We start from the raw sequence: 22,831 nt of genomic DNA, 5'->3' as shown, positions 1-22,831 counted from the left end.
CGACTACTTTCCACCGCGCGAAGAGTGTGGCGACGTCCCCTGATTAGAATCTCTGTCCGTTCTGACTGACAGGCCTCATCGACTCGTAACAGTAATACTAACTAGGTGGTCTTAGTTCCGTACGAGTATATCGGTTTATAGCATGGATCAGGAACAAATTCAAATTAACGAAGCGGTCAAGTGGTTCTTCTTCAGTGGTGGGCCCGGTGCACCACGCTACGGCGACGACCCGACCAAACACGCCGTAGACCACGACTCCGAGGCGTTCGTCCGCGAGGTCCTTCAAAACGCGAACGATCAAGGCCTCCCGAACGGCGATCCAGTCGAAGTAGCGTTCCGTTTCGTCACGCTCAGGGGTGACGAGAAGGAGGAGTTCCTTGACGGACTCGGCTGGGACGGTGGACTCGGTGAGCGGATGCGAGCGGTCGCAGACACACATAATGGCCATCGATACGAACGGGTCGTTGAACGAGTCACCGACCCCGGTGCCGAACTTCGCCTCCTTGTCGTTGAAGACAGAAACACGACCGGCTTGACCGGAAGCTGGGACGATGACTCGAACTACGCCGCGTTAGTCCGAGACGAACTCTACAGCAGCAAGCAAGACGAGACTGCCGGCGGTTCGTACGGCCTCGGTAAGTCCGTACTTTGGACGTTCTCGGGTGCTTCGACGGTCGTCTTCAACTCGCACCTCGCTCACGGTGAGCGTGAGGACGACTCCCCACGACTCATCGCCCGCTCCAAGTTCCCTACACACCAACTCCCGGAGGACGATACGACGTACCAAGGTGCGGGATGGCTCTGCCACCCTATCGAGACGGACGATGGCCCTCGACCGGAGTCCTTCTGGGGAGAGCGCGCGTCGCGGATCGCAGACCAACTGCACGTTGAACGGCCCGCTGTCAGCGGAACGAGCGCTATGGTCGTTGAGTTCCAGGACCCGACGCGGGACGAGCGACCGGACATCGAAGACCTCGCACAGGAGTTCGTTGACGCCTCTGTCAAGTACTTCTGGCCAGCGATCTATCGAGGTGACCTCGAAATCACGGTCGAAACGCCCGACGAGATACTGACGGCCGACGTCAACAGCGTCCCGGCGATCCGACCGTTCGTCGAGGCTTACGACGAGAGAACTACGGACGCTCAGACGTTGGTGGACCCCGGAGACGTTGCTGGACTCGATATCCCGGTCAATCTCCCGCCTCGTGCCGATGGAGCCGAGACTCCCGATGGCTCGGTACGGTTGTCGGCTCAACTCGCATCCCCTGCGGACGACGATACGTACCTGAATAACGTCGCGCTGTTCCGGGGAGCGGGGATGGTGGTCAAGTACTACGACCAGAGTCGTGTCGCCTACGGTGACCGAAACTTCTTCGGCGTATTAGCAGCTGGCGAGGCGCGATCGGAAGGAGTCCCATCAGATAGTGATCGGGAGATTGACCGGTTCCTGCGGTTCGCCGAACCGCCTGAGCACGACGAGTGGGAATCCACTGAGAACCTCCGTGAACAGTACCAGCGTGGATTCCGGATGGCACTCGACGAGATGTTCGGAACGTTGCGTGATGGCCTCCGTCACTTGATCTCGAAGGGCAACAGCGGCGACTCCCTCTCCGATAACGTTCTGAATCGGTTTCCAATCCACGGGAGCGGGAATCCCCGATCTACGACGTCGCCCGCCGACCCTGTCTTCGAAATAGACAGTTCGTCTCGCTTCGACGGCGACGCGTGGGAGATCTCTGGTCGAATCAAAGTACTCCCAGAAGAGTTCGATGGATGGAGTGCCGACATCTCACTTACCGGTGTTGGTGAGGACGGATCCCGTTACGACGACATTCCAATCGACTACGTCGAAATTGTACAATCTAGCGTAACCGTGTCGTACGACGATGGATGTGTTCACCTCGTCGCAGATGAAGAGGTCAACGAACTCTCGTTCTCAGGTCGTTCTTTCTCCGACGAGCCTGCTGACTTAGTACACGGTGATGTCGGCGCGACACAACTAGAGATACTCGCAGAGTTACAGGCACCCGAGGAGGATCAAGCGTGACCAGACACTCTCAACGACACCGTACTACGACACTTCCGTTCAGCTACCGGGATAAGGGGGTAGATTTCGATCTGGACTCGTTCACCGTTGACGATGGTGATCGAACAGCGCTTGAACTGAATCCGTCCCAGACAGAGATCAACCTCACGTCGGCTGTGTCGTCATCTGACAGTAGTGGCGAGCCGGATTGGGACACCATCACTCTCCACGGGAAACTTCGTCTATCTGAGGAGACGGTACAGGCGGTCTTTCCAGAGGACGAACGGGCACATCCTCCGGCCAAACTCTACGTCACCATTCGCTGTCACGAGACGATCTATCGTGACCGAGAGGTCATCTCCGAAGCACCCACTGCGCCCGGTGAATACGACGTCAGAGTAGAGGTTCCGAAGGATACTGTCCGAGGAACCGTTGAGTTGCGTCCGTATCTCGTTCGCACCGAAGCTCGTTCTGGAGAGGAACCGAACGATTACGCCGACCAGGAGAACTTCCGCGTCGCCAGTGGGACGCTGTACTACGTTATCGTTGACCGCCACGAGGAAGAAGAGCGAGCCGCCATCGATGGTGAGCGAGTCCGGTTCTCACAAAATGCTCACCTCCCGGATGGGAACAAGCTATACTACCTCGACTTCCGGAACGAGAGTCGTCCTAAATTGTGGATCAACTCCGACCATCCCCGTATTGCGGAGGTACTACAGAGTAGAGGATCTGTCGGGGCCGAGGCACGGATGCGTGACGTGATACTTGACCAGGTGAGCTACGGTGTGTGGGTGCAACTGCTCGTTCGTGCTGGGAGTGCTGTAGACGTCAAGGGCGAGGTCAAACACGAGTGGCAGGAGATGGTGCTCCAAACGTTTGCTCGGAACCTCTACGATACCAGTGACGTATCAGAAGCGACTCGCCGTCTCAGGGACCACCTCTCTGATCCGCAGACCCTACCCCACGTAATGCAGCGGATCGATAGCGAACTTCAGGAGTACATAGACCCCCGAGAGCAACTGATCCATCTCATGGAGGAGGGCCTCCAGATCTAACGTGACCGAAACAGAATTACACCGACTGACCGAAGACGGACGTCGCCTCGTGGGCCAGTCGTTCATGAAAGGCAAGGCGACGTTGACCGACGAACAGCTGAACGAGTACGTAGAGCCCATGCCGGGCCATCCAACGGCCAATCTCGACAGAATTGATTCCGCGGTGAAAGAGGTTTTGGAGGAGTATCCAGAATACGAGACAGCTATAGATGGCTCACTCGCTGAGGTGATTCACCGTGCTCTCGACATCACGAGACGAACTGCCGGTGATCCCGGTCTCTGGCACTGGCTAGCAGTCGTCCGATATCCCGATCTCGTCCGGCACCGTTGGGAGTATCGCTCCGAAGAGGCGATGAGAGAGAAGTTCCTCGGTGCAGGCTCCGACTTATACTCGAACGCCATCCACCGTCTCTGGTGGATCGCGGAGCTCACGTCCCGTGGTGACGATTATTCCACAACTGACGCGGTCTTCGCCAATCAGACGATGGTCAACAAGGTGTTCGACCGCTGGTTCGCGCGCTATCAGCCTGCCGTTCGAGTTATGTGTGACGAACTTGCAGACGAACCGTCGCGTGTCATTGACGAGACGACGCGACGGTTCAACCACGCACTGACGAACGTACAGCTTGAAGGGCTGTCAGAGGATGAGGCACGTGAGATGATTCAAGAGATTATCGCTGAATCTCGATAACCCCTCAACTGGCCTCACCGACGCCGGATTCCGCTATATAGTCGTCCGTCTATGGTTAGAAGAGCTTGTAGATTGACTGCAGATAAGGTTCTCGGACGTTATCACCCCAGTAGTGCATGTATTCGTCCATCGCATCGCCTTTGTCGCCTCGCAGGTACTTCACCAACAGCTCATCGCCGGCCAGTCTGCCGAACATCGTTCGGAAGTAGTGTCGGAAGTAGTGCGGGGAGACGTTGGTTTCGAGCGTTGCGTCTGATGACCACCAGCCCTGCTCCTCAGTCCAATCGGTGACTTTGTCCCAGACGTAGTCCGACCGGAGTCGATCGCCGGGAATCGTGGTCTTGCCACCGATCGTGAGTGTGAAGAACGGTTCGGCAGGCGATCTTGACGGCGGGCGGATCGCCAGCCACAGCAGCATCACGGCCTTCAGTTCCTCGTCGATCGGGATGTAGGTACCGCGTTTGCGTTTGTTCGGATCCTTCCGCTCTTCGCCATTTACGACGTTCCCGACTTCCATCTCTGACCGAGGTGCGACGTACAACGTATCGGGTCGATTTTCGAGTTTCTCACGGCGCTCGGGGAAGTGCTCTTTGAACCAGTGGTGATCTAGATTGATGTCACGCATGTCGATGTTCACGAGTTCACTGGCTCGAATTCCCGTCTTCAGGAAGAGGACGATGATGCACAGTAACTGTGGGTGCCGAATCGACTGCACCGCCTCTCGCATCGCTTTGTGACCGATGTCTCGGCGCTCGGCGGTCCCGTCTTCCTCGAACGATTCGTCTTCAACGACGATGGCGATCGGATTGTAATCAATGTCGCTAAAGGCCTCGCTGCGCCGACGCCGGATCGCGTAGTCGTACATGTGCGAGATCCGGTTGAGATAGGCCTTTGCTGTCTCGTCGTTGATGCTGTCTTTCGCTTTCAGCCAGTCTACGAGGTCGTCTGCAGCGTCGTCATCGAGATCGCCGGGACTCAGGCCGCGCTCGTCAATGAAGTCTCTAAAGTGCCGAAGTGCGGTCCCGTGTTGCCGCCAAGACTTCGTCCGCACCGATGATTTTCGATTCAGCATGTAGGCGGCGATCTCGTCGTCACGGTCCAGCAGGTCTGTGTATCCCTGCGACTCCCACTGGTTGGCGTACCCTGTCATTCCAGGTAGTACCCCTCGTGTTGTGGACTGTACTCGATTCTGCTATTCGTCTTCAGGATCGTGTAGACCGTGTCTCGGATTGGTGTCAGGGTCTCTTCAAGGAGTTCGTCAGGATCAATCGCCTCGGATTCGTCCTCAGGAAGCCGTTCGACGATGTCAGCCTCAATTTCACCACGACCGTCCTCGTCAGCGAGGCTTTCGATGGCGACTAACTGACGTTCACCAGCGGTCACCACTGTGCGCATGTACTCACTTAGATTCATGTCGCGTTCGTCGGCGCGGTCTTCGATCCACTCCCGTTGGTATCTGTACATCGAGAGCGTCAATTTCACTTGCTCGCCTGTCCCATCTGCTGGTTCGGGGTCTGCGTTCGGTCCTATCATCTGTTTGGTTATTGTAAGCCTGGTATTGTCATTATGCGTCTATTAGGCGGTTCTTCTGAGTGAGGCAGTGAAAGTTCGTACTGTGAGCCGAGAATTATGAATTCTACAGGAATACCGAATAAGGGGAATGAGTGGATCGCATGACGGCATCGGGATGCGTGACACGATGATACGGGCATGATAATGCTTAGCAGGCTATTGTCTACACCTGCTTTCGCGGAGTCTTGAGCCGATTTGCACGGCACAAGCCTGCTGACGCACGTACATAGCCGTTTCAGCATCACAGCTCATACTTTCTACCAGAGATATATAAAACCTCGCCCCCTATGTAAGAACACTGGTAAAACATTAAGTATCTAATTCAGAGGTTTCAGCCCCCATAATACGGTCGTGCTGTAAGCAGGTAATTCGTACTGACAGTATACCATATTAAACCCTTGGATTTCGTGGATCAGTGTTGCAGCGATACAAACTATGCCATGATGAGGAAAATCTAGTTGCCTATCCACTGCACAGACTGAGTCCTTGATGTGGTGTTAGGCGTGGCAGCGGTTGCGGATCTCTCTACCCCGACAAACGCCAATCCCTGTTCGGACTGAGAATCTTCTCCCCAAGTCTCCCGATGCATCAGGTGATCCCCTGTCGGGGGTGGAAACCCTTCTGTGATGGCTCCTAACTGGCAACTGTAGTTACTCTGCGCAAGTGAGAATACAAATCTATTTTTAAGTAGGTGAGCAACGGCTACGTGGCCTGAAAGCGGCCCCCGGTGCGAGCACACCGGGAACCCATCGCTGCCACAATGACAGCACCAAATAATACTCGGTCACGGAGTGATAACTCTGTTCGTTACCCGGACGGGAACGGCGCTAGCGGCCACGCTCCAGAACGTGACCTACGACACAGACGGATCGTTAACTACGCAAACAAAACCTGTGGTTCGACCACGCGTAAGGACATAATCATCAAAAGCGGCTTGGAGCACCAGACGGTAAATCAACTCCTCGCCCAACTCGCGGACGACGACCTCGTCCACCTCATTGAAGACGAAGACTGTTGCATCGTCTTGCTGACGCTGAAAGGAGAACATCTCGCACAGGAGGTGCTCTGAGGATGCTGGAGCCACAGGAGATCCACCTGTCACCTAGTGACGCCTTCGAGGCACTGTCAAACAGTAGACGCCGACAGGTGATCCTGATGCTCTCCCGTTCGCAGGAACCGATCCCCACCAGGGACTTGGCACGCGAAATTGCAGCCACTGAGAATCAAATCGACCCCAGCCAAGTTACGGGGAAACAACGTTCGAGGGTCTACATTGGTCTCATCCAGTCGCACTTGGGCCTCCTCGACGATCTTGGTGTCATCGAATTCGACGACCGCACGAAACTAGTGACCAAGACAGACACTACACAACCCCTCGCCAACTACATCAAGATACTGAGGAGGAACTGCAACGTTGCACGAGGTGACGCATGACGGTTGATTCGTCCGCTGAGACGAGCGTCGTCACTGCCAGCGAAGAAGGGGGCAGCGAGGTGCTGCATGAGTAACAGATCCCCGCTGTGGCTCGGCTCGATCTCCACCTTCGTGGCGGCCGAGGCGAACCAGGAAGAGACGATCACGATGTGCTCTCTGTTGGCGAATCGTCGTCGCCAGCTTGTGGTCCTCTACCTCCTCGCACGGGACCAAGACGAGTGGATCTCAATGGAAGAGGTAGCACGGTGGGTTACTGCTGTCAGGTACGAGTACTCGCTCGAAGAGGCTCGCGGATCGGACTACAGAAACATTCGTGAGTCACTCCGGCATACACATCTTGAGACGCTCGCCGACGCCCGTGTCATCGAGTACGATTCTCAGCAGACACGTGTCGCACCTGGCGCTCGCTTACCAGAAGTGGGGCGAGTCCTCGTGCATCTCCTCCTATTGTCAGCAAATGTCGATGGCGTGATGTCCTGACCGGAGGCGAACCCCGTCTCTCAGGGCGAACTCCAATGTGGTCGCTAAACAGTCTCCGATTCCGGATTGGCCAGATGGCACTGACAATCTGCAGTTGCCAACCCGTACTCGCAACCGACCATTGCGTCTGACAAAGTGAGTTGTGGGTAGATCACGGCAAAGAGAGTGAATCCCGGACGATCAGACGAAAATTATACAATCGGCCATTGTTGATACGGCCACTCCTCCATCCGGTTACTGTGAAAGTACACAATCAGGGAACAGAAACCGGAAGTACCCAAGACGACCAATTATCCCGAGAGACAGATCAGGCATCATCTCGGGAAGGATCGGTGACACCGAGCGCTGATGAACCACCAGATGAGATTACCAATACTATCGAACCTGAATGGCCCGTCAAAGGGAGTGTCGTTAGCTGGCTAATCCGAAAGGAGGATGGGGCAATTGTGATGGGTGATCTCTATCCCCCTGGAAGCTACACACTCATCGCTTGTCCGAAAGGTAGCAAGCCCAGCGAATTGCAAGGTGAGATCATTACGGGTAACCACGTAGGTTGGTTTCGAGTCCCGGGGAAGATGTCGCTGTCACACTCAGTCCCTACCGCCCCTGGAGTGTACCTCTTGGTAAATCCGGTTTAACAATAATGCCACTGAAGATCACCATGGACTGTCCGTCTTGTGGCTCAAAAATCACGTGGACATATGACGAGGAGAACAGGGTTTCGCGTGACCTGAAAGGGTGTCCGGGTGCCCAATGTACGTTGACATTCCTTCTCGGCGTTCACGAAATATCCACAGAAAGAGCGAACGAAATCAGAGAAAAGCAGTCCCCCTGAGGATTGCGCCTCCCCGAGAATCAGCTCGGACGAATAACGAATACGTGAGTGAATCGAATATGACGCAAGCAACGCTTTTGATAAACTAATATCCCAGCAGGAGGCCATGTGAGCATGAATACGTGTGATATCAAGTGTGAGGTCTGCGGCGAGGATGTCGAGGTCAGCGATGGTTGTGTCTCCGGCGTGGTTATCGAATACCACCGATTCGTCGTCGAGCGCACCGAAGTTTACGGATTCTGCTCGGGGCACCGCCCCGACGATGTTGAGATGACGAAACGCCGAATCAAGCAGGGACTCGACCCCATCGTTGGGGTCGGGGAGGGTAATGGATTACAGGACATGTGGCCGGACGACCCAACTCAGAGAGTCATGCTAACGGTCGAGACCGCGCGCGGACATGTTACCACCGCGTGGATCGCTGACCGGGCTAAAGTCTCACACACAACCGCCTGCAGCGAATTAGCCAAGATGGAAGAGAAGGAGTGGGTTACCCGAACCGGTATCGCCGAGTGGCGCGTGAATCAAGACGCCCTTGATGCGGACGGTCTCTTCCACGACAATAGCGGGTAGATTGTCAATTCGTTTACCTAGCCTATAGGAGTGGTCCGAAGTTTCGACCATCACAGAAACAACCCGAAGCGGCTGGATCGATGGCGACCATCGTGATTCTCAGCTATTTGTTGACGACTCGATATATTTCAGTGGTAATCGATTTAGTAGTTGGAGTCGGGGGAGATTATATCATGGAGTCATCCAAATGGCGGTGAATCCCCAGTGGGGCGAATTGCTCATCGGAGCCTACCACCAACGCGTCACGAAGTGCGAAATCGTGAGCTACAACCACCGGTCAGAGGAACAGGGAAACCAAATGGAGGCGGACGTCATTGCGATTAAATCTGACATCGACACCAGGCAGCAAACCGTCTACGCCTGCGAAGTTGTCACCCACATGGATGGCAAGCTGTACTCAGGTTCGATGCCGGACACCGACCGTTGGGGTGAATTCGGAAACAAAGACTACCAGCACTCGCTGGACAAGCTCTGGACCAAGTTCAAAAACGACCACCGTTACGTGAAAAACACGTTCGAGGAGGCGGACGTGTACAAGTTCCAGTTTTGGTCACCAGTCGTAACCGGGTGGGAAAATGGCGGCTACCTCATTGATGGGCTCGAACATCTCAAAGCCGAATTTGAGGAGGAGACTGGCTATGAGTTGGAGTTGGTCATCAACCAGGATTATACGGATCGTATCACAACACTCAAAGAGAAGGCTAGGGGTGATACCAGCGACTATGGGTCGCCGGCGTTCCGTGTTCTTCAGATCCTTGAAAACTTAAAGTAACGACATATCGACAGAGCGTAGTCATCTTTATCGAGGCCTGGTGCTGACATCATCCCCCCAGGAAATCCTCGCCCGAACGGTGACTGTGAGCTTCGGGACGTGGTCACGCAGCACAGTAACGAGACGATCAGAGAGTTCGCTCACTCGACGAGCAGTGAAATGCGCCATCAAGAGGCAGGTGAAAACGTTTTCACCGATAGTGATGCTGGCGCACGGATAGAGATGGTAGTGGCAACGACCATTTACCGCGTTGAGTGAGCATGACGTGACCCGCGTTTTACCGAGCATCAACTCAAGAAATGATATACACTTGAATTGAGTTCTGGACACCCCCCGTTGCGGAGATCGGACCCGTGATGTATCGTCGTTCACGACTGGTCTGATTCGCCCATTCCATCGGAACATAGATGCCTGTAAATATGCGAGAGGACGCCCCTACTCATAGAATAATTCTGGACACCCCCCGTGTAGCCAAGAAAAGCAGATCCGGACACCCCCCTCGTTGTGAGTGCAGATAACCGTTGACGAACTACGAGCGTATGTTATTGAGCCTTTGACTGAAATCCAGGCTGAACCCCATTCAGTACGCTCGTTCGTACGGATTTTCGTTTGGGATACGGTATCCTGACGATACACCGGAAAACGGCAGACGAAGCGCCGTTTTCATTTGGAATCTGCGCACCCTCATCAAAAGAGACCCCCCTCGTTGTGAGTGCAGATTGCAGATTTTTCGTTTGGGATGCGGTGTCCTATGATTCGCGTTAAAAGTGCCAGACGAAGCGCCGTTTTCATTTGGTATCTGCGCACTCTTCGGAAGGCGAGACGGCAAGTCGGAAGAACAGCGATAATTCTTGTACTGTCAAATAGGTCGTTCTCGGAGGGATCTGGATCCATCAAAAACACAGGGAGCTACCAGCTCGCAGCGAAAGCTCTTAACACGGCCCGGAAGATCCAGTCCTAAATCTATCAGGACGAAGAGCGGCGACGGTGATATTTCGATACGACAGTTTGAGACGACCGTGTCGTGGAGGTACCACAAAACACCCAGTATTGCGGATTATTGAATCCGAGTCGGTGCAATTGTCAAGGTCCCAGTCACCGATTCAGTGAATCACCACGGATTGGGATAATCCCACTCGGTAAGGCAATACGTCCAAGCGAAGTCAGTCCAACCACTCATGACCAAAAACGACGAATGGAACTTAGAAGACCGCGATCACCGAGCCGTGCCACGACGAAACATCACCGTGCACTGCCGCAGCAACCGGCACGGCGAGGAAGTGGAAATGGACTCCGTCGAAGACGAGAAGTATCGGTGCCCAGAGTGCGACTTCCAGGTGCGACTCGAAACCAATTAGTTCGGTCTTCGCACGCTACCGATATTGTAAACTAGTTCGAACTGCGGACGGCAGGGACGGGCGAGGTGCGTTCATATGGCGATTGATTTTCTCGGTCGTGCGCGTCTTTTGGATAATGGCGCGGGCTGCTGGCACGCCCTTCAGAAAGTTGGACGTCCCAAGAGCTTCAATCCCGGATTCAGAAGGCCCATAGAACTTCCACGGGAGCTCTTCAGACCGGTTCGGATCGTGCGTGTACTCATTGATGATCCCGGCATCTCGTAATCGGTCGAGTTCAACAGTGAGTTCCTCTTTCGTCGTATCAGTGATGAAGTAGTCCAACTCTTCAATTGACACGAGATGCGATGGGTGCCCTAAGACGACCTGGATAATCTTATGCCGAGTGTCCTGTGACAGATCTATCATGCCCGGAGTTCTGATCCGAGTCTTCGAACCAGAGGTAAATCAGCGTTTGGGAGCGTCTGCGTAGGAAAATAAGCGGGACCACGGATGCGGTGACCCCGACGTCGATCTGTTTTGTTTAACGAGCGTTTTACGCTGTTAATTAGATGACGCGGTTCTGCAGGTAGTCGAGGTGTTTTGCGTTGTAGACGATCCTGACCTCGTCGGCGGCCGGCGAGCCGATGCAGGTCAGGCGGACGTTCTTCTCCTCGACCTCCTCGTCGCTGAGGATCTGCTGCATGTCCATGTCGATGTCGCCTTCCTTCACGATGGCCGCGCAGTTCGCGCACGCGCCGGCGCGACACGAGAACGGCCAGTCGTAGCCCTGCGCCTCGGCGGCCTCGAGGATGTACTCCCCTTCGGCGACGTCGAGGGTGCCGTAGTCCTCCTCGCCGAGGCCGGCGTCGCCGGCCTTCTCGAAGAGGTCGTCGTCGTCGATGTCCCAGCCCTGGTCGTCCAGCACTTCGTAGTTCAGGTATTCAACCGTCGGCATCGTCCGTGTCGTTCGCAGCCCGCAGGCATAGTAGTTATTGTTCGTGCTCCCGGCGGATACGGCCCGTCTGCGCCCGCTATCGGCGAGGAGGCGGCGGTACGGTCGCGTGCCGAGACGCTTTTACGGTCTCCGGGGGGAACACTCGCCATGGCGTTCGACTCCTTCGAGGTGGTGCCGGCGGTGGACGTGCAGGACGGCGAGGTCGTCCAGCTCGTGCAGGGCGAGCGCGGGACGGAGCGGCGGTACGGCGACCCCGTCGAGGCCGCGCGGCGGTGGGTGGAGGCGGGCGCGCGCACGCTCCACCTCGTCGACCTCGACGGCGCGTTCGACGGCGAGCGCGCGAACGCGGACGCGGTCGGCCGCATCCTCGACGCGACGAGCGTGGACGTCCAGCTCGGCGGCGGCATCCGCACCGTCGCGGACGCCACCGAGCTCCTCGAGCGCGGCGTCGACCGCGTCATCCTCGGCACCGCAGCCGTCGAGACGCCCGAGGTCGTCGGCGAGATCAGCGCTCACCACCCCGGGAGCGTGATGGTGAGCCTGGACGCGAAAGACGGCGAGGTCGTCGTCGAGGGCTGGACGGAGGGCACCGGCCTCGACCCCGTCGAGGCCGCCCAGCGGTACGCGGACCTCGGCGCGGGCGCCATCCTCTTCACGAACGTCGACGTCGAAGGCCGGCAGACCGGCGTCGAGACCGGGCCGGTGCGGCGGCTCGCGGACAGCGTCGACGTCCCCGTGGTCGCCAGCGGCGGCGTCGCGGACGTCGAGGACGTCGTCGAACTCAGGGACGCCGGCGCCGCGGCCGTCGTCGTCGGCACCGCGCTCTACGAGGGGAACTTCACGCTCGCGGAGGCGCAGGCGGCCGTCGACAGCGAGGGCTGACCCCGGTTCTCCCGAACTGGCCCGCCGGTGGGCGACGTTTCACTCCTCGTCGTCGGTCGCGACGTCCTGCCACGACGACTCGCCGAAGAACGTCTGGAGCGCCCCGAGAACCCCCAGGTAGGTCCCGAGGACGACGAGGACGAGCGGGACCACGAGCGCCAGCACGAGACTACCGAGTGGATTGATTCCGTACATCCGAAGGGCGTACGCCGAACCGGACACCCACACCGAATAATATTGTCGATGTCGCCCACAACTGTCCCGTGGCCGTGGCGTGAGCGGGTGGCTGCTGCGGTCGCCGTGCAGGACTCCGGAACCGTCGACGGGCTGCTCGACGAGACCCCAGCGGCCGCGAGCGAGGGGGTCTCGAAGCGGCGCCGCCAGTGGCGAATCCAGGTGCGACACTCGCGAGCAGGCGGAACGACCATGTAGCCGGCCGCCCACACTCCGGCCATGACCGACCGGACGGCCGCCGTGAACAGGGAGACGGCGGAGACGGACGTGGACGTGACGCTGGACGTGGACGGCGACGGCGACAGCACCGTCGACACCGGCATCGGCTTCTTCGACCACATGCTGGCGTCGTTCGCGAAACACGGCCTCTTCGACCTCACGGTGCGCTGCGACGGCGACCTCGAGATCGACGACCACCACACCGTCGAGGACGTCGGCATCGCGCTCGGCGAGGCGTTCGACGAGGCGCTCGGCGACAAGCGCGGCATCGAGCGGTTCGCGGACCGCCGCGTGCCCCTGGACGAGGCGGTCGCGAGCGTCGTCGTGGACGTCTCCGGGCGGCCGCTCTACGAGTTCGACGGCGAGTTCAGCCAGCCGTACGTCGGGGAGTTCACGAGCCACATGGCGGCGCACTTCTTCCGGTCGCTGGCGACGAACGGCGGCCTCACCCTGCACTGCGGCGTCGACGGGGAGAACGCCCACCACGAGATCGAGGCGCTGTTCAAGGGCGTCGCGCGGGCGCTCGACGACGCGACGCGCGTCGACGAGCGGCGCTCGGGCACGCCGTCGACGAAAGGAGCGCTCTGACTCAGGTCGTCCGCAGGCCGCCGGCCGTCTCCTCGACGTCGCCGTTCTCGATGGCCGCCTCTACGGCGGCCTCGAACTCGGCGTCGCCGAGGTCGTAGGCGTTCGTCGCGAGCGCGCGCAGGTCCTCCCGGGGCATCGCGCCGTCGCGGTTCTGGAGCAGGCGAATCAGTTGCGCGTAGCCGCTCGGCCGGCGCGCCGGCGAGCCGCCGGCGCTCGGTCCCTCGGTCTCCGCTGGGTCTGCGTCGCCGCCCGCGTCGGCGTCGTCGCGGCCGCCGACTTCGATGGTGACGCCCTCGGAGTCCGTGCCGTCGGCGTCGGCGTCGCGCGGCGACTCAGCGGACGTCGAGTCGCCGGCATCGGTCGAGTCGGCGGTCGCGGTGTCGGCGGCGTCCTCGCCGCTGGCATCGTCGCTCGCGTCCGCGGTCGCCGTCCCGGTCGCGCTCGCGGCGGCCAGCAGCGGGTCGACGACCGACTGGAGGGTGGCCCGGCAGTCCGCGCAGAGCGCGAGGCGCTTCGGCTCGCCGGCGACGCTCGCCGGCACGACCTCGTAGACGCCCTCGGCGGCGTCCCCGCAGAAGTCACACGTGTCGAGTTGGCGCATGCGCGGACGGAGGGCGCGCGCCGCCAAAAGCCTCGTGTCCCCGACCGGGCGCGACCGGCGGCGGCCACCCCCAGGGTTTTCACGGCACGCCGCCTCCCTCGGAGTATGTTCGAGGACATCATGGAGAAGTTCGCGGGCAGCCCCGGCCAGCAGGCCGTCATCCGCCTGCTGCTCGAACGGGGGTTCTCCGTGAACGACGAGGGCCGCGTGGTCTCCGGCGGCATCGAGATCCCGTACACGCAGGTCGCCGAGGAGGCGGGCGTCGACCGGCGCGTCGTCGACTCCACGACGGAGGCCATCCTCGCGGACGACGAACTGCGGCGCATCTTCCAGAACATCAGCCAGATCCCGAGCCTGATGGACCTCGCGCCCGTCCTCGACCTGACGGTGGTGACGGTGGCGGTCCAGGACGCCGACGAGTCCGGCATCGTCGCGGCGGTCGCGGGCCTGCTCGCCGACCGCGGCATCTCCATCCGCCAGACCATCAGCGAGGACCCCGAGTTCACGGACGAGCCGCGGCTCTACCTCGTGACCGACGAGGCGCTGCCCGGCGAGGTGGTGACGGAGCTGATGGAACTGCCGTTCGTGCGGTCCGTCGAGCTCTCCTGACCGCCGGTCGACGACGCCGCCGAGCCTGCTGGCCGGCGACGCCACCGGACCTGCTGACCGGCGACGCCACCGGACCTGCCGACTTGCGAGGGCGCAGCGCCTACTGGCCGACGACGCTCGCGATGACGAACAGGTAGCCGACGGTCGTGATCGCGTAGTTGACGGTGAGGAGGACGATGGGGTTCTGGAAGTCCTGGCTGAACGCGGAGACGGTGGTCGCGATCGCCGCCGCGACGATGATGGCGAACCCGACGGCGAGCAGCAGCATCTCGCGGCGCTCCGTCTGCAGGTAGGCGTTGGCGGCGATGGCGACCATCGCCAGCCCCGACAGGGAGAGCGCGATGCTGAAGAGCACGTAGACGAGTTCCAGCGTCGTCAGCGCGGCCATCGCCAGCCCTGTTCGCCGAGCGCACGCATAATCCTTTGGGAGCGGCCTGCCGGCGTCTCGCGGTTTCGGCTGGCGGGCGGCCGCCGCGCGTCCGACGCGCCCGCCGGGGTCGCGGCGGCGGCCGACCGAAACCGGGAACTCGCCGCGGCCCCGAGACTGGCGCGTGACCGACGCGTACCAGACGCTGGCGGGCCGCGGCGAGGCGTCCTTCGAGGTGCAGGGCTCGGAGTTCGTCGGGTACGCGTCGCCGGCGGCGACCGTCGAGGACGCCGAGGCGTTCGTCGAGGCGGTGCGCAGCGAGCACGCGGACGCGACGCACAACGTCCCGTGTTACCGCGTCCGCGTGGAGTCCGGCGGGCCCGGGGGCGGACACCTCCTGCGGGAGTACCAGAGCGACGACGGCGAGCCGACGGGGTCGGCGGGGAAGCCGGCGCTGAACGTCCTCCAGCAGCGCGACGTCGAGAACGCGGTGGTCGTCGTCACGCGGTACTACGGCGGCACGAACCTCGGCGTCGGCGGGCTCGCTCGCGCGTACGGGAAGGCCGTGAAGGACGCCGTGGACGCCGCCGGCGTCGTCGAGCAGCGGCCGCAGGCGCGGCTCGCGGTGACCGTCGAGTACGACGACTCGGGGACGGTCCGCGGCATCCTGGAGTCCGCGGACTGCGAGTTCGACGCCGAGTACGGCGAGGACGTCGCCTTCGAGGTGACCGTCGCGCGCGAGGACGCCGACGCGCTCCGCGAGCGCGTCCGGGACGCGACCAGCGGTAGGGCGACGATCCAGTGACGGGAGTTATCACAGCGGCCGGACGCCAGCCGGCGACGACGCGGGGTTTCTTGCCGACCGGAGCGATGATCCAGGTATGAGCGACCCGCTGCAGGCCGCCGTCCGGGCAGCGTTCCCCCGCCGGTCCGTCGCCGAGGTCGACGAGCGGGACACGCGTCCGGGCAACCGGACGGCGCGCGTCGCGTTCACGGACGGCGACGCCGCCTACGTGAAGACCGCGACGGACGGCACGCGTCGGCTCGTCCGGGAGACGGCGGCGACCAGGTACGCCGACGCGCACTGCGACGTCGAGACGCCGTCGGTGCTCGCGGCGGCGCCCGACAGCGACCCACCCTACCTCGCGACGGAGCCGGTCCGCGGCCGCGCGCTCGCCGCGTCGTGGCCGGACGCCGACACCGAGGAACGCGCCGCGATGGTCCGGCGGACCGGCGCGACAATCGCTGCAGTGCACGACGCGGGATTCGAGCGGTCGGGCCGAATCGCCGGCGGCGGCCCGGCCGGCCTCGACCTGGAGGCGGCGCCGTGGTCGGAGACGCTCGCGGCGACCGTCGAGGAGCGCGCCGCGGACCTCTTCGCCGACCGGTTCGCGGACCTGCCAGGCGAACTCGCGGCGGTCGTCCGGGACGCCGCGGACCTGCTCGACGACGCGCCCGCGGCGCTGCTGCACGGCGACCCGAGCCGGTCGAACTGCCTGCTCGACCCGCCCGGCCTGCTCGACTGGGAGCGCGCGATGGTCGGCGACCCCGCGCTGGACGTGGTCGACGCGGCGAGCCACCTCGCGGAGCAGCCTGACGTCGAGGAGGCCGACCGGGCCGTGCTCCGGGACGCGCTCCACGACGGGTACCGGTCGCGGGCCGGCGGCCTCCCCGAGGGATTCGCTGCGCGGCGACCCGTCTACCGCGCCGTCGCGTTCCTCCTGACGCCGCAGACGTTCGAGCTGTGGGCGCCGCAGGTCGACCGGCCGACCGGCGACCTCGCCGCGTGGGTGCGCGAGGAGTTCCAGCGCCGCCTCGACGACGCCCGGGCGGCCGCGGCCTCGGCGTAGGGGGTGTCGCGCCCTGCGGCAGCCGGCCGGTCGCACCCCGAGACGGCGAGGCCGGCGAGTTCCCGCCGGTTCGGACGGCTCCCGAGGTCTCCGGAGGGCTCGAAGGGTACGTTTCGTGACGAGTTCCCGCGACCGAAAACCGCGCGACTGCGCGCTCGTCGGGAGGTGAAACGAAGGGGTGCAGCGAGACGGCGACGGCGGCGGTGCCGAGGTCGGCGTCAGTCGACGATGATGTCCGTGTCGTCGTCGACGGCGGTCGGGTCCGGCGCCGGGTCCGGGTCCTCCGGCCGCATCTCGGTCTCGTAGCGGTCGATCCAGTTCGCGAAACACTCGGGGCAGAGCCGCTGGCTGTCGATCTGGGAGCGGTCGACGGTCACGCGCACTGTCCGCGAGAGGGGGGCGGCGACCGCCTCCCCGCACCACTCGCAGGGCTCCGAGTCCACGTCCTCGCTCATACCCCCGCTGTAGACGGGCAGCGCCTTCAACGTGAGGGTCCGGGCCGGGCCGCCCGGGCGCCGGTCACGGCCGGCGGTCGCGGCTGGGGTCGCGTCGGCTCACTTGGTGCGGAACGCGCGGTCGCCGGCGTCCCCGAGGCCGGGGACGATGAAGCCGTCGTCGTCGAGGCGGTCGTCGATGGCGACCGTCAGGAGCTCCGCTTCGGGGAACTGCTCGCCGACGCGCAGGAGGCCGTCGGGCGCGCTCACCGCCGAGAGCACGAACAGGTCCTCGACGCCCGGTCCGGGCATCTCCTCGGTGACGTACTCGAGGACGGTGCACATCGTCGACCCCGTCGCGAGCATCGGGTCCGCGACGATGACCGTGTCCTCCTCGCTGAACTCGGGGAGTTTCACGTAGTCGATGGTGATGGGGAACTCGCCCGCCTCGTTCATCCCGGCCTCCTCGTCGCGGCCGGCGCTGATGACGCCCTGCTTCGCGCGCGGGAACGCCTTCAGCAGCCCCTCCACGAACGGCGTCGCCGCGCGCAGGACGTTGATGATGACGACGTCGTCGAGGCCCTTCACGCGCTCGCCGGTCGTCTCCGTCAGCGGCGTCTCCAGGGAGACGAACTCCGTCTCCATCGCGCCGTCGATGATCTCGTACCCGCAGATGCGGCCGAGCTTCACGAGCCCCTTCCGGAACTCCACCTGTGCTGTCTCGACGTCCCGAATCCGGGAGAGCGTGTCCTTCGCCAGGGCGTGCGTGAGCACGTTCGCGTCGCCGCGGTCCTCGATGGGCATACGTGTGACCGGTCCCCGAACCCGCTTAAAACCCGCTATCGCGGGTTCGCGTGCGGCGTGTCCGCACGTCACCGACAAGAGGTTTAGTGGAGGACGCCCTACGTGCGCCAACGATGGAAGAGAGCGTCGCCGGGTTCAAGGAACGCGGCACGTGGGGCGACGTCGTCGAGCACGGGGAGCGCATCACGCAGGCGCTCCGCGAGGCCGGCGCTCATGACGACTACCCGGACGCCTTCGCGGAGTGGAACGAGTGGCGGCCGAAGTCCCACGAGCGCATCGAAGACGAGGTCAGCGAGAAGACCGCCGACCAGGCGAGCGTCGGCGAGGGCACCGGCGAGAAGGAGGGGCAGTCGCCGGACGACGACCTCCAGACCGCGGGCGAGCGCCTCACGGAGTCCTACGAGGAACTCGAGGAGGGCGAGGCCGACGAGGCCGTCGAGAAGTGGCAGGACTCGCTGAACCACGTCAAGCGCGCCGCCGACACCGCCGGCCGGCAGGCGCTCCGGAAGGTCGAGAACGTCGTCTACAAGAAGGTGATGACCCAGGTCGCGCCGTACTACTTCGACAACGAGCTCGTGTCCGCGAACATCCAGCGCGTGCGCAGCCAGGAGGAGTTCGTCCTCGAGGTGAACGTCAACGACGACGACCTGAAGGACGCCGTCCGCGACCACCTCGAGTCCTTCGAGGACATCGAGCGCTGGCACGTCGACACCGAACGCGAGACCGAGACCGCCGAGGCCGTCGAGGGCGTCGAACCGCCCGAGGGGAGCGCCGAGGACGAGCCGAAGTCCACGACGAACTAGGCGGCCGCCGTCGCCGCGTCGCGCGGACCGCACAGTGCGAGGTGGCGGCCGCCGCGCGGAGTCGCGACGACCACGCAGAGTGCCGGCCAACGCGAAACACGCAGAGTGCCGGCCAACGCGAAAAATACCGGCTGGCGCGCGAAGTACCGGCGAGCGAGCCGCCGGTCGGTAGTCTCTTGAAGGGGCCGCACGGAGAGGGCGCGTAATGGCAGCCGGACTCGCGGTCATGGTCGTCGCCGCGCTGGCGAGCCTGTTCATGGCGTGGGCCATCGGCGCCGGGTCCTCGGGGTCGACGCCGTTCGCGCCCGCCGTCGGCGCGAACGCCATCACCGTGATGCGCGCCGGGTTCGTCGTCGGCATCCTCGGGTTCGCCGGCGCGGTCCTCCAGGGCGCGAACGTCTCCGAGGCGGTCGGCCGCGAACTCGTCGTCGGCGCGACGCTCTCCCCGGTCGCCGCGACGACCGCGCTCATCATCGCCGCGACGCTGGTCGCCGTCGGCGTGTTCACGGGCTACCCGATCGCCACCGCGTTCACCGTCACGGGCGCGGTCGTCGGCACCGGCCTCGCGATGGGCGGCGCGCCCGCGTGGGCGAAGTACCAGGAGATTGCGGCGCTGTGGGTGCTCGTGCCGTTCGTCGGCGGCGGCATCGCGTACGCGACCGCGCGCGGCCTCCGGACGTTCGACCGCGACGCGGTCGCCGTCCCCGTGCTGGGCGCCGTCGTCGGCGCCATCGTCGCGAACATCCAGTTCGTGTTCCTCGGGCCGCCCGGCGTCAGCTGGTCGCTGGCGCGCGCGGTCGCCGCGACCGTCGGCGCGTCCGTCCTGCTCGTCCAGGGCGCCGTCACGCTCGCCGTCGCCGCGGCGACCGCCGCCGTCCTCTACTGGGACGTCGCCGGCGACCCGTACCGCGGCCAGCGGCACTTCCTGCTCGCGCTCGGCGGCCTCGTCGCGTTCTCCGCGGGCGGCAGCCAAGTGGGCCTCGCGGTCGGCCCGCTGCTCCCGCTGGTCGGCGGCGACGTCCCCCTCGCGTACGTGCTCGTCGGCGGCGGCGCCGGGCTGCTGGCGGGGTCGTGGACGGGCGCGCCGCGCATGATCAAGGCCATCGCGCAGGACTACTCGTCGCTGGGGCCGCGGCGCTCGATCGCCGCGCTCATCCCGAGTTTCGCCATCGCGCAGACCGCCGTCTTCTTCGGCATCCCCGTCTCATTCAACGAGATCATCGTCTCCGCCATCGTCGGCTCCGGCTACGCCGCCTCGACGGGCGGCGGCGTCAGCAGGCGGAAGATGGTGTTCACGGTGCTCGCGTGGGTTGCGTCGCTGGCGCTCGCGCTCGCGGTCAGCTACGCCGGGTTCCTCGCGGTGTCCGCGGTCACGTAGCCGCCGGCCGCGGCAGTTCGAGGACGTAGCCGGTCGCCCGCACGGCCACCCTGCCGGCGGGCGCGACGACGACCGCGCCGACCGCCGCGACGACGGCGCCCGCGGCCGCGACGGCGAGCGCGCCCGGCAGCGTCGTGACCGTCCACGCGCCGGGGACGCCGACGGTGACGCCCGGCGCGTCGTAGTACAGCGGCGCGCCGAGCAGCGCGCCAGACACCGACAGCCACGTGACGACGTACGTGAACCCGGCGAGGCCGACGCCGAACCGCGCGACCAGGTAGGCGGTCGCGCGGTAGCCGGCCGGCGTCGCGAGCTCCGCGACCGCGGCGTCGAAGAGGCCGTCGGTGGACCGCGGCGCGGCCAGCGAGGGCGCGGGGAGGCCGTAGACGCGCGCGCCGAACGCGGCGTCGAGCGCGGCGACGCGGCGCGCCGCCGCGGCGGTCGCGGCGAGCACGACCACGCCGACGACGAACACCAGCAGCGAGATGCCGGCGGCGACGCCGCCGACGACCAGCGCGAAGTACGCGACGCCGAGCGGGAACGAGACGAGGAGGTACAGCGTGGAGCGCGCGGCGTCCCGGAGGACGGTCGCGGCCTCCCGGCGGACCGTAGACGCGTCGAGTTGGAGGGGCATCGAGCCTGTCTGTTCGGTGCAGCGGGAAAAGCGTTCGCGTCAGTCGCCCGCTCGCCGACGCGGCAGTGCCGACGCGACGGCGGTCGCCCGCTCGCCGACGCGGCAGTGCCGACGCGACGGCGGTCGCCCGCTCGCCGACGCAGTAGTACCGACCCGACGGCGGTCGAACGTAGCCGCCTCACTCCCTAGTCGCCCGTGGCCGCCTCACTCCCTAGTCGCCGTCGACGGCGCCGTCCTCTGCGAGGCTCTCGTGTTCGGCCTCGGCGGCCTCCTCCGCCTCCTCGGGGAGCCGCCTGACGCGCGCCTTCATGATGCGCGTGTTCTCCACGCGCTCGACGGTGAGCTCGACGTTCTCGTAGCGGAACGTCTCGTCCTCCTCGACGAGCCGGCCCGCGCGGTTGAAGATGAAACCAGCGATGGTCTCGAACTCCTCGCCCTCCGGCAGGTCGATGCCGAGGGCGTCGTTGACCTCCTCGATGTTCACCTCGCCGCGGACCCGGACCGTGTCGTCGTCCACGAAGTTGATCGGGAGTTCCTCCTCGCCCTCGAGGATCTCGCCGACGATCTCCTCGGTGATGTCCTCGGCGGTGAGCAGGCCCTCCGTGGTGCCGAACTCGTCGATGACGATGACGAGCTGGACGCGCTCGTCCTGCATCTCCCGGAGCAGGTCGTCGACGTTCTTCGACTCGGGGACGTGCAGCGTCGGCTCGATGAGGTCCTCCAGGTCGAGGTCGTCGCTCTCCCCGTAGAGGTACTCGCGGACGAGGTCCTCGAGGCTGACGACGCCGATGACGTTGTCGAGTTCGCCCTCGTAGACGGGGACGCGCTCGTGGCCGGCCTGCGTGCACGTCTGGATGGCGTCCTCGATGGACGCCTCCGTGGACACCGCCGTCATGTCCAGGCGCGGCGTCATCACCTCCTTCGCGATGGTGTTGTTGAACCGGAAGATGCGCTGGAGCATCTCCCGCTCGTCCTCCTCGATGACGCCCTCGCGCTCCCCCGTCTTGATCATGTCCTGGATCTCCGAGCGCGTGACGTAGCTCGTCTCGATGGCCGCGCGGCCGCCCGTCACCTGGTTCACGATGCGCGTGAGGTAGTCGAACGTGACGACGAGGGGGTAGAGGAAGCGCTCGGACCACTTCAGGGGGCCGGCGATGGTGAGCGCCCACGACTCGGTGTTCTCGACGGCGTAGGACTTCGGCGCGCTCTCGCCGAACAACAGCACGAGCGCGGTGACGCCGAACGTCGCCGCGAGCACCGCCTGGCCCTGCGAGAGGTAGTAGCCGAGCAGGCCGGTCGCGATGGAGGACATCGCGATGTTCACGAGGTTGTTCCCGACGAGGATCGTCACGAGCAGCCGGTGGGGGTCCTCCTTGAGCGCGGCCACCGTCTCCGCGCCGGGTTTGCCGTCCTCGACGAGCGCGTCGATGCGGTGGCGCGCCAGCGAGAACATCGCGATCTCGGACGACGAGAAGAACGCCGACAGCGCCATCAGGACCGCCATCACGACGACGCCAGTGGCTACGATGACGTCCTGGCCGAGTTCGACGCCGAACAGCAGCACAGCCAGCGGGAGCGAGAGATGGCCCATTCCGTGTTCGGGGTTTTCGGGCCGTGGCTTAAACTTTGACGGTGCGCGTCGGTCGCGCAACTGCTGGCAGCCGCGTCGTCCGCCGCTGGCGAAGCGGTTATCCGGAC

General features: G+C 63.4%; 25 protein-coding genes. 14 read left to right on the top strand and 11 right to left on the bottom strand.

What is annotated here, in order from left to right; genetic code table 11:
* The first annotated feature begins 142 nt into the window (after positions 1–142).
* Genes U5911_RS05510 through U5911_RS05500 form a run of 3 tightly spaced genes read left to right on the top strand, consistent with a single transcriptional unit; the run spans position 143 to position 3,772 of the window.
* Entirely contained in the window at positions 143–2,047 is a 1,905-nt protein-coding gene (locus U5911_RS05510; RefSeq protein WP_336035950.1) for a hypothetical protein, read from the top strand.
* Entirely contained in the window at positions 2,044–3,081 is a 1,038-nt protein-coding gene (locus tag U5911_RS05505; RefSeq protein ID WP_336035949.1) for a hypothetical protein, read from the top strand. The genes U5911_RS05510 and U5911_RS05505 overlap by 4 nt, the downstream gene beginning before the upstream one ends.
* Before the next feature lie 49 nt (positions 3,082–3,130).
* A complete protein-coding gene (locus tag U5911_RS05500) occupies positions 3,131–3,772 on the top strand; it encodes a DUF6339 family protein (RefSeq protein ID WP_336035948.1) in 642 nt (213 codons plus the stop codon).
* Between the two features lie 55 nt (positions 3,773–3,827).
* Here U5911_RS05500 and U5911_RS05495 read toward each other — a convergent pair whose 3' ends face one another.
* The gene (locus U5911_RS05495) at positions 3,828–4,922 is read right to left on the bottom strand and encodes a tyrosine-type recombinase/integrase (protein ID WP_336035947.1); all 1,095 of its coding nucleotides are present in this window, start codon (positions 4,920–4,922) and stop codon (positions 3,828–3,830) included.
* Positions 4,919–5,305: a transcription initiation factor IIE subunit beta family protein gene (locus tag U5911_RS05490; protein WP_336035946.1), complete on the bottom strand. Its 387-nt coding sequence runs from the start codon at positions 5,303–5,305 to the stop codon at positions 4,919–4,921. The genes U5911_RS05495 and U5911_RS05490 overlap by 4 nt, the downstream gene beginning before the upstream one ends.
* A gap of 1,110 nt (positions 5,306–6,415) precedes the next feature.
* On the opposite strand from U5911_RS05490, the gene U5911_RS05485 reads away from it, so the two are divergent.
* The 4 genes from U5911_RS05485 (at position 6,416) to U5911_RS05470 (ending at position 9,438) form a co-directional block, all read left to right on the top strand.
* Entirely contained in the window at positions 6,416–6,778 is a 363-nt protein-coding gene (locus U5911_RS05485) for a DUF7344 domain-containing protein (protein ID WP_336035945.1), read from the top strand.
* A gap of 66 nt (positions 6,779–6,844) precedes the next feature.
* On the top strand, positions 6,845–7,258 hold the full coding sequence (locus tag U5911_RS05480) for a DUF7344 domain-containing protein (RefSeq protein ID WP_336035944.1): 414 nt from the start codon (positions 6,845–6,847) through the stop codon (positions 7,256–7,258).
* Positions 7,259–8,201: 943 nt separating this feature from the next.
* Positions 8,202–8,666 carry a MarR family transcriptional regulator gene (locus tag U5911_RS05475; RefSeq protein WP_336035943.1) on the top strand — a complete coding sequence of 155 codons (465 nt, stop codon included), beginning with the start codon at positions 8,202–8,204 and terminating at the stop codon, positions 8,664–8,666.
* A 187-nt stretch (positions 8,667–8,853) separates the two neighbouring features.
* Entirely contained in the window at positions 8,854–9,438 is a 585-nt protein-coding gene (locus U5911_RS05470; protein ID WP_336035942.1) for a hypothetical protein, read from the top strand.
* Positions 9,439–10,811: 1,373 nt separating this feature from the next.
* Here the strand turns inward: U5911_RS05470 and U5911_RS05465 are convergent.
* Positions 10,812–11,132 (bottom strand): hypothetical protein, encoded by a 321-nt coding sequence (locus U5911_RS05465; RefSeq protein ID WP_336035941.1) that lies wholly within the window; start codon positions 11,130–11,132, stop codon positions 10,812–10,814.
* 208 nt (positions 11,133–11,340) lie between these two features.
* The gene (fer, locus tag U5911_RS05460; RefSeq protein WP_336035940.1) at positions 11,341–11,730 is read right to left on the bottom strand and encodes a ferredoxin Fer; all 390 of its coding nucleotides are present in this window, start codon (positions 11,728–11,730) and stop codon (positions 11,341–11,343) included.
* Positions 11,731–11,877: 147 nt separating this feature from the next.
* Here fer and hisA point away from each other — a divergent pair, with 147 nt between their 5' ends.
* Positions 11,878–12,612, top strand: coding sequence for a 1-(5-phosphoribosyl)-5-[(5-phosphoribosylamino)methylideneamino]imidazole-4-carboxamide isomerase (gene hisA, locus U5911_RS05455; protein WP_336035939.1), 735 nt, complete (start codon positions 11,878–11,880; stop codon positions 12,610–12,612).
* 39 nt (positions 12,613–12,651) lie between these two features.
* On the opposite strand, the gene U5911_RS05450 is transcribed toward hisA, so the two are convergent.
* A complete protein-coding gene (locus U5911_RS05450; RefSeq protein WP_336035938.1) occupies positions 12,652–12,807 on the bottom strand; it encodes a hypothetical protein in 156 nt (51 codons plus the stop codon).
* A 258-nt stretch (positions 12,808–13,065) separates the two neighbouring features.
* Between U5911_RS05450 and hisB the strand changes: the two genes are divergently transcribed.
* The gene (gene hisB, locus U5911_RS05445; RefSeq protein WP_336035937.1) at positions 13,066–13,653 is read left to right on the top strand and encodes an imidazoleglycerol-phosphate dehydratase HisB; all 588 of its coding nucleotides are present in this window, start codon (positions 13,066–13,068) and stop codon (positions 13,651–13,653) included.
* A gap of 1 nt (position 13,654) precedes the next feature.
* On the opposite strand, the gene U5911_RS05440 is transcribed toward hisB, so the two are convergent.
* Positions 13,655–14,254: a hypothetical protein gene (locus U5911_RS05440; RefSeq protein ID WP_336035936.1), complete on the bottom strand. Its 600-nt coding sequence runs from the start codon at positions 14,252–14,254 to the stop codon at positions 13,655–13,657.
* A gap of 105 nt (positions 14,255–14,359) precedes the next feature.
* On the opposite strand from U5911_RS05440, the gene U5911_RS05435 reads away from it, so the two are divergent.
* Positions 14,360–14,863, top strand: a complete 504-nt coding sequence (locus U5911_RS05435) for an amino acid-binding protein (protein ID WP_336035935.1) — start codon at positions 14,360–14,362, stop codon at positions 14,861–14,863.
* Positions 14,864–14,963: 100 nt separating this feature from the next.
* Here U5911_RS05435 and U5911_RS05430 read toward each other — a convergent pair whose 3' ends face one another.
* Positions 14,964–15,251: a hypothetical protein gene (locus U5911_RS05430; protein ID WP_336035934.1), complete on the bottom strand. Its 288-nt coding sequence runs from the start codon at positions 15,249–15,251 to the stop codon at positions 14,964–14,966.
* Between the two features lie 163 nt (positions 15,252–15,414).
* Here U5911_RS05430 and U5911_RS05425 point away from each other — a divergent pair, with 163 nt between their 5' ends.
* On the top strand, positions 15,415–16,035 hold the full coding sequence (locus U5911_RS05425) for an IMPACT family protein (protein WP_336035933.1): 621 nt from the start codon (positions 15,415–15,417) through the stop codon (positions 16,033–16,035).
* 76 nt (positions 16,036–16,111) lie between these two features.
* Positions 16,112–17,080: a phosphotransferase family protein gene (locus U5911_RS05420; protein WP_336035932.1), complete on the top strand. Its 969-nt coding sequence runs from the start codon at positions 16,112–16,114 to the stop codon at positions 17,078–17,080.
* 218 nt (positions 17,081–17,298) lie between these two features.
* Here the strand turns inward: U5911_RS05420 and U5911_RS05415 are convergent, their stop codons facing one another.
* Both U5911_RS05415 and upp read right to left on the bottom strand, forming a co-directional pair.
* Positions 17,299–17,535: a DUF7569 family protein gene (locus tag U5911_RS05415; protein ID WP_336035931.1), complete on the bottom strand. Its 237-nt coding sequence runs from the start codon at positions 17,533–17,535 to the stop codon at positions 17,299–17,301.
* A 99-nt stretch (positions 17,536–17,634) separates the two neighbouring features.
* Positions 17,635–18,318 (bottom strand): uracil phosphoribosyltransferase, encoded by a 684-nt coding sequence (gene upp / locus U5911_RS05410; protein ID WP_336035930.1) that lies wholly within the window; start codon positions 18,316–18,318, stop codon positions 17,635–17,637.
* Positions 18,319–18,431: 113 nt separating this feature from the next.
* Here upp and U5911_RS05405 point away from each other — a divergent pair, with 113 nt between their 5' ends.
* Together U5911_RS05405 and U5911_RS05400 are read left to right on the top strand one after the other, a co-directional pair.
* Positions 18,432–19,121, top strand: a complete 690-nt coding sequence (locus tag U5911_RS05405) for a DUF5828 family protein (protein ID WP_336035929.1) — start codon at positions 18,432–18,434, stop codon at positions 19,119–19,121.
* A gap of 205 nt (positions 19,122–19,326) precedes the next feature.
* A complete protein-coding gene (locus U5911_RS05400) occupies positions 19,327–20,499 on the top strand; it encodes an inorganic phosphate transporter (protein ID WP_336035928.1) in 1,173 nt (390 codons plus the stop codon).
* On the opposite strand, the gene U5911_RS05395 is transcribed toward U5911_RS05400, so the two are convergent.
* Together U5911_RS05395 and U5911_RS05390 are read right to left on the bottom strand one after the other, a co-directional pair.
* Entirely contained in the window at positions 20,492–21,133 is a 642-nt protein-coding gene (locus U5911_RS05395) for a sensor domain-containing protein (RefSeq protein ID WP_336035927.1), read from the bottom strand. The genes U5911_RS05400 and U5911_RS05395 overlap by 8 nt on opposite strands.
* 211 nt (positions 21,134–21,344) lie before the next feature.
* Positions 21,345–22,724: a hemolysin family protein gene (locus U5911_RS05390; protein ID WP_336035926.1), complete on the bottom strand. Its 1,380-nt coding sequence runs from the start codon at positions 22,722–22,724 to the stop codon at positions 21,345–21,347.
* Positions 22,725–22,831: the final 107 nt, after the last annotated feature.

The sequence above is a fragment of the Halobacterium yunchengense genome (assembly GCF_037031165.1).
In the GTDB taxonomy this organism is placed as follows: Archaea; Halobacteriota; Halobacteria; order Halobacteriales; family Halobacteriaceae; genus Halobacterium; species Halobacterium yunchengense.
This window is presented reverse-complemented; position numbering and strand designations above follow the sequence as displayed.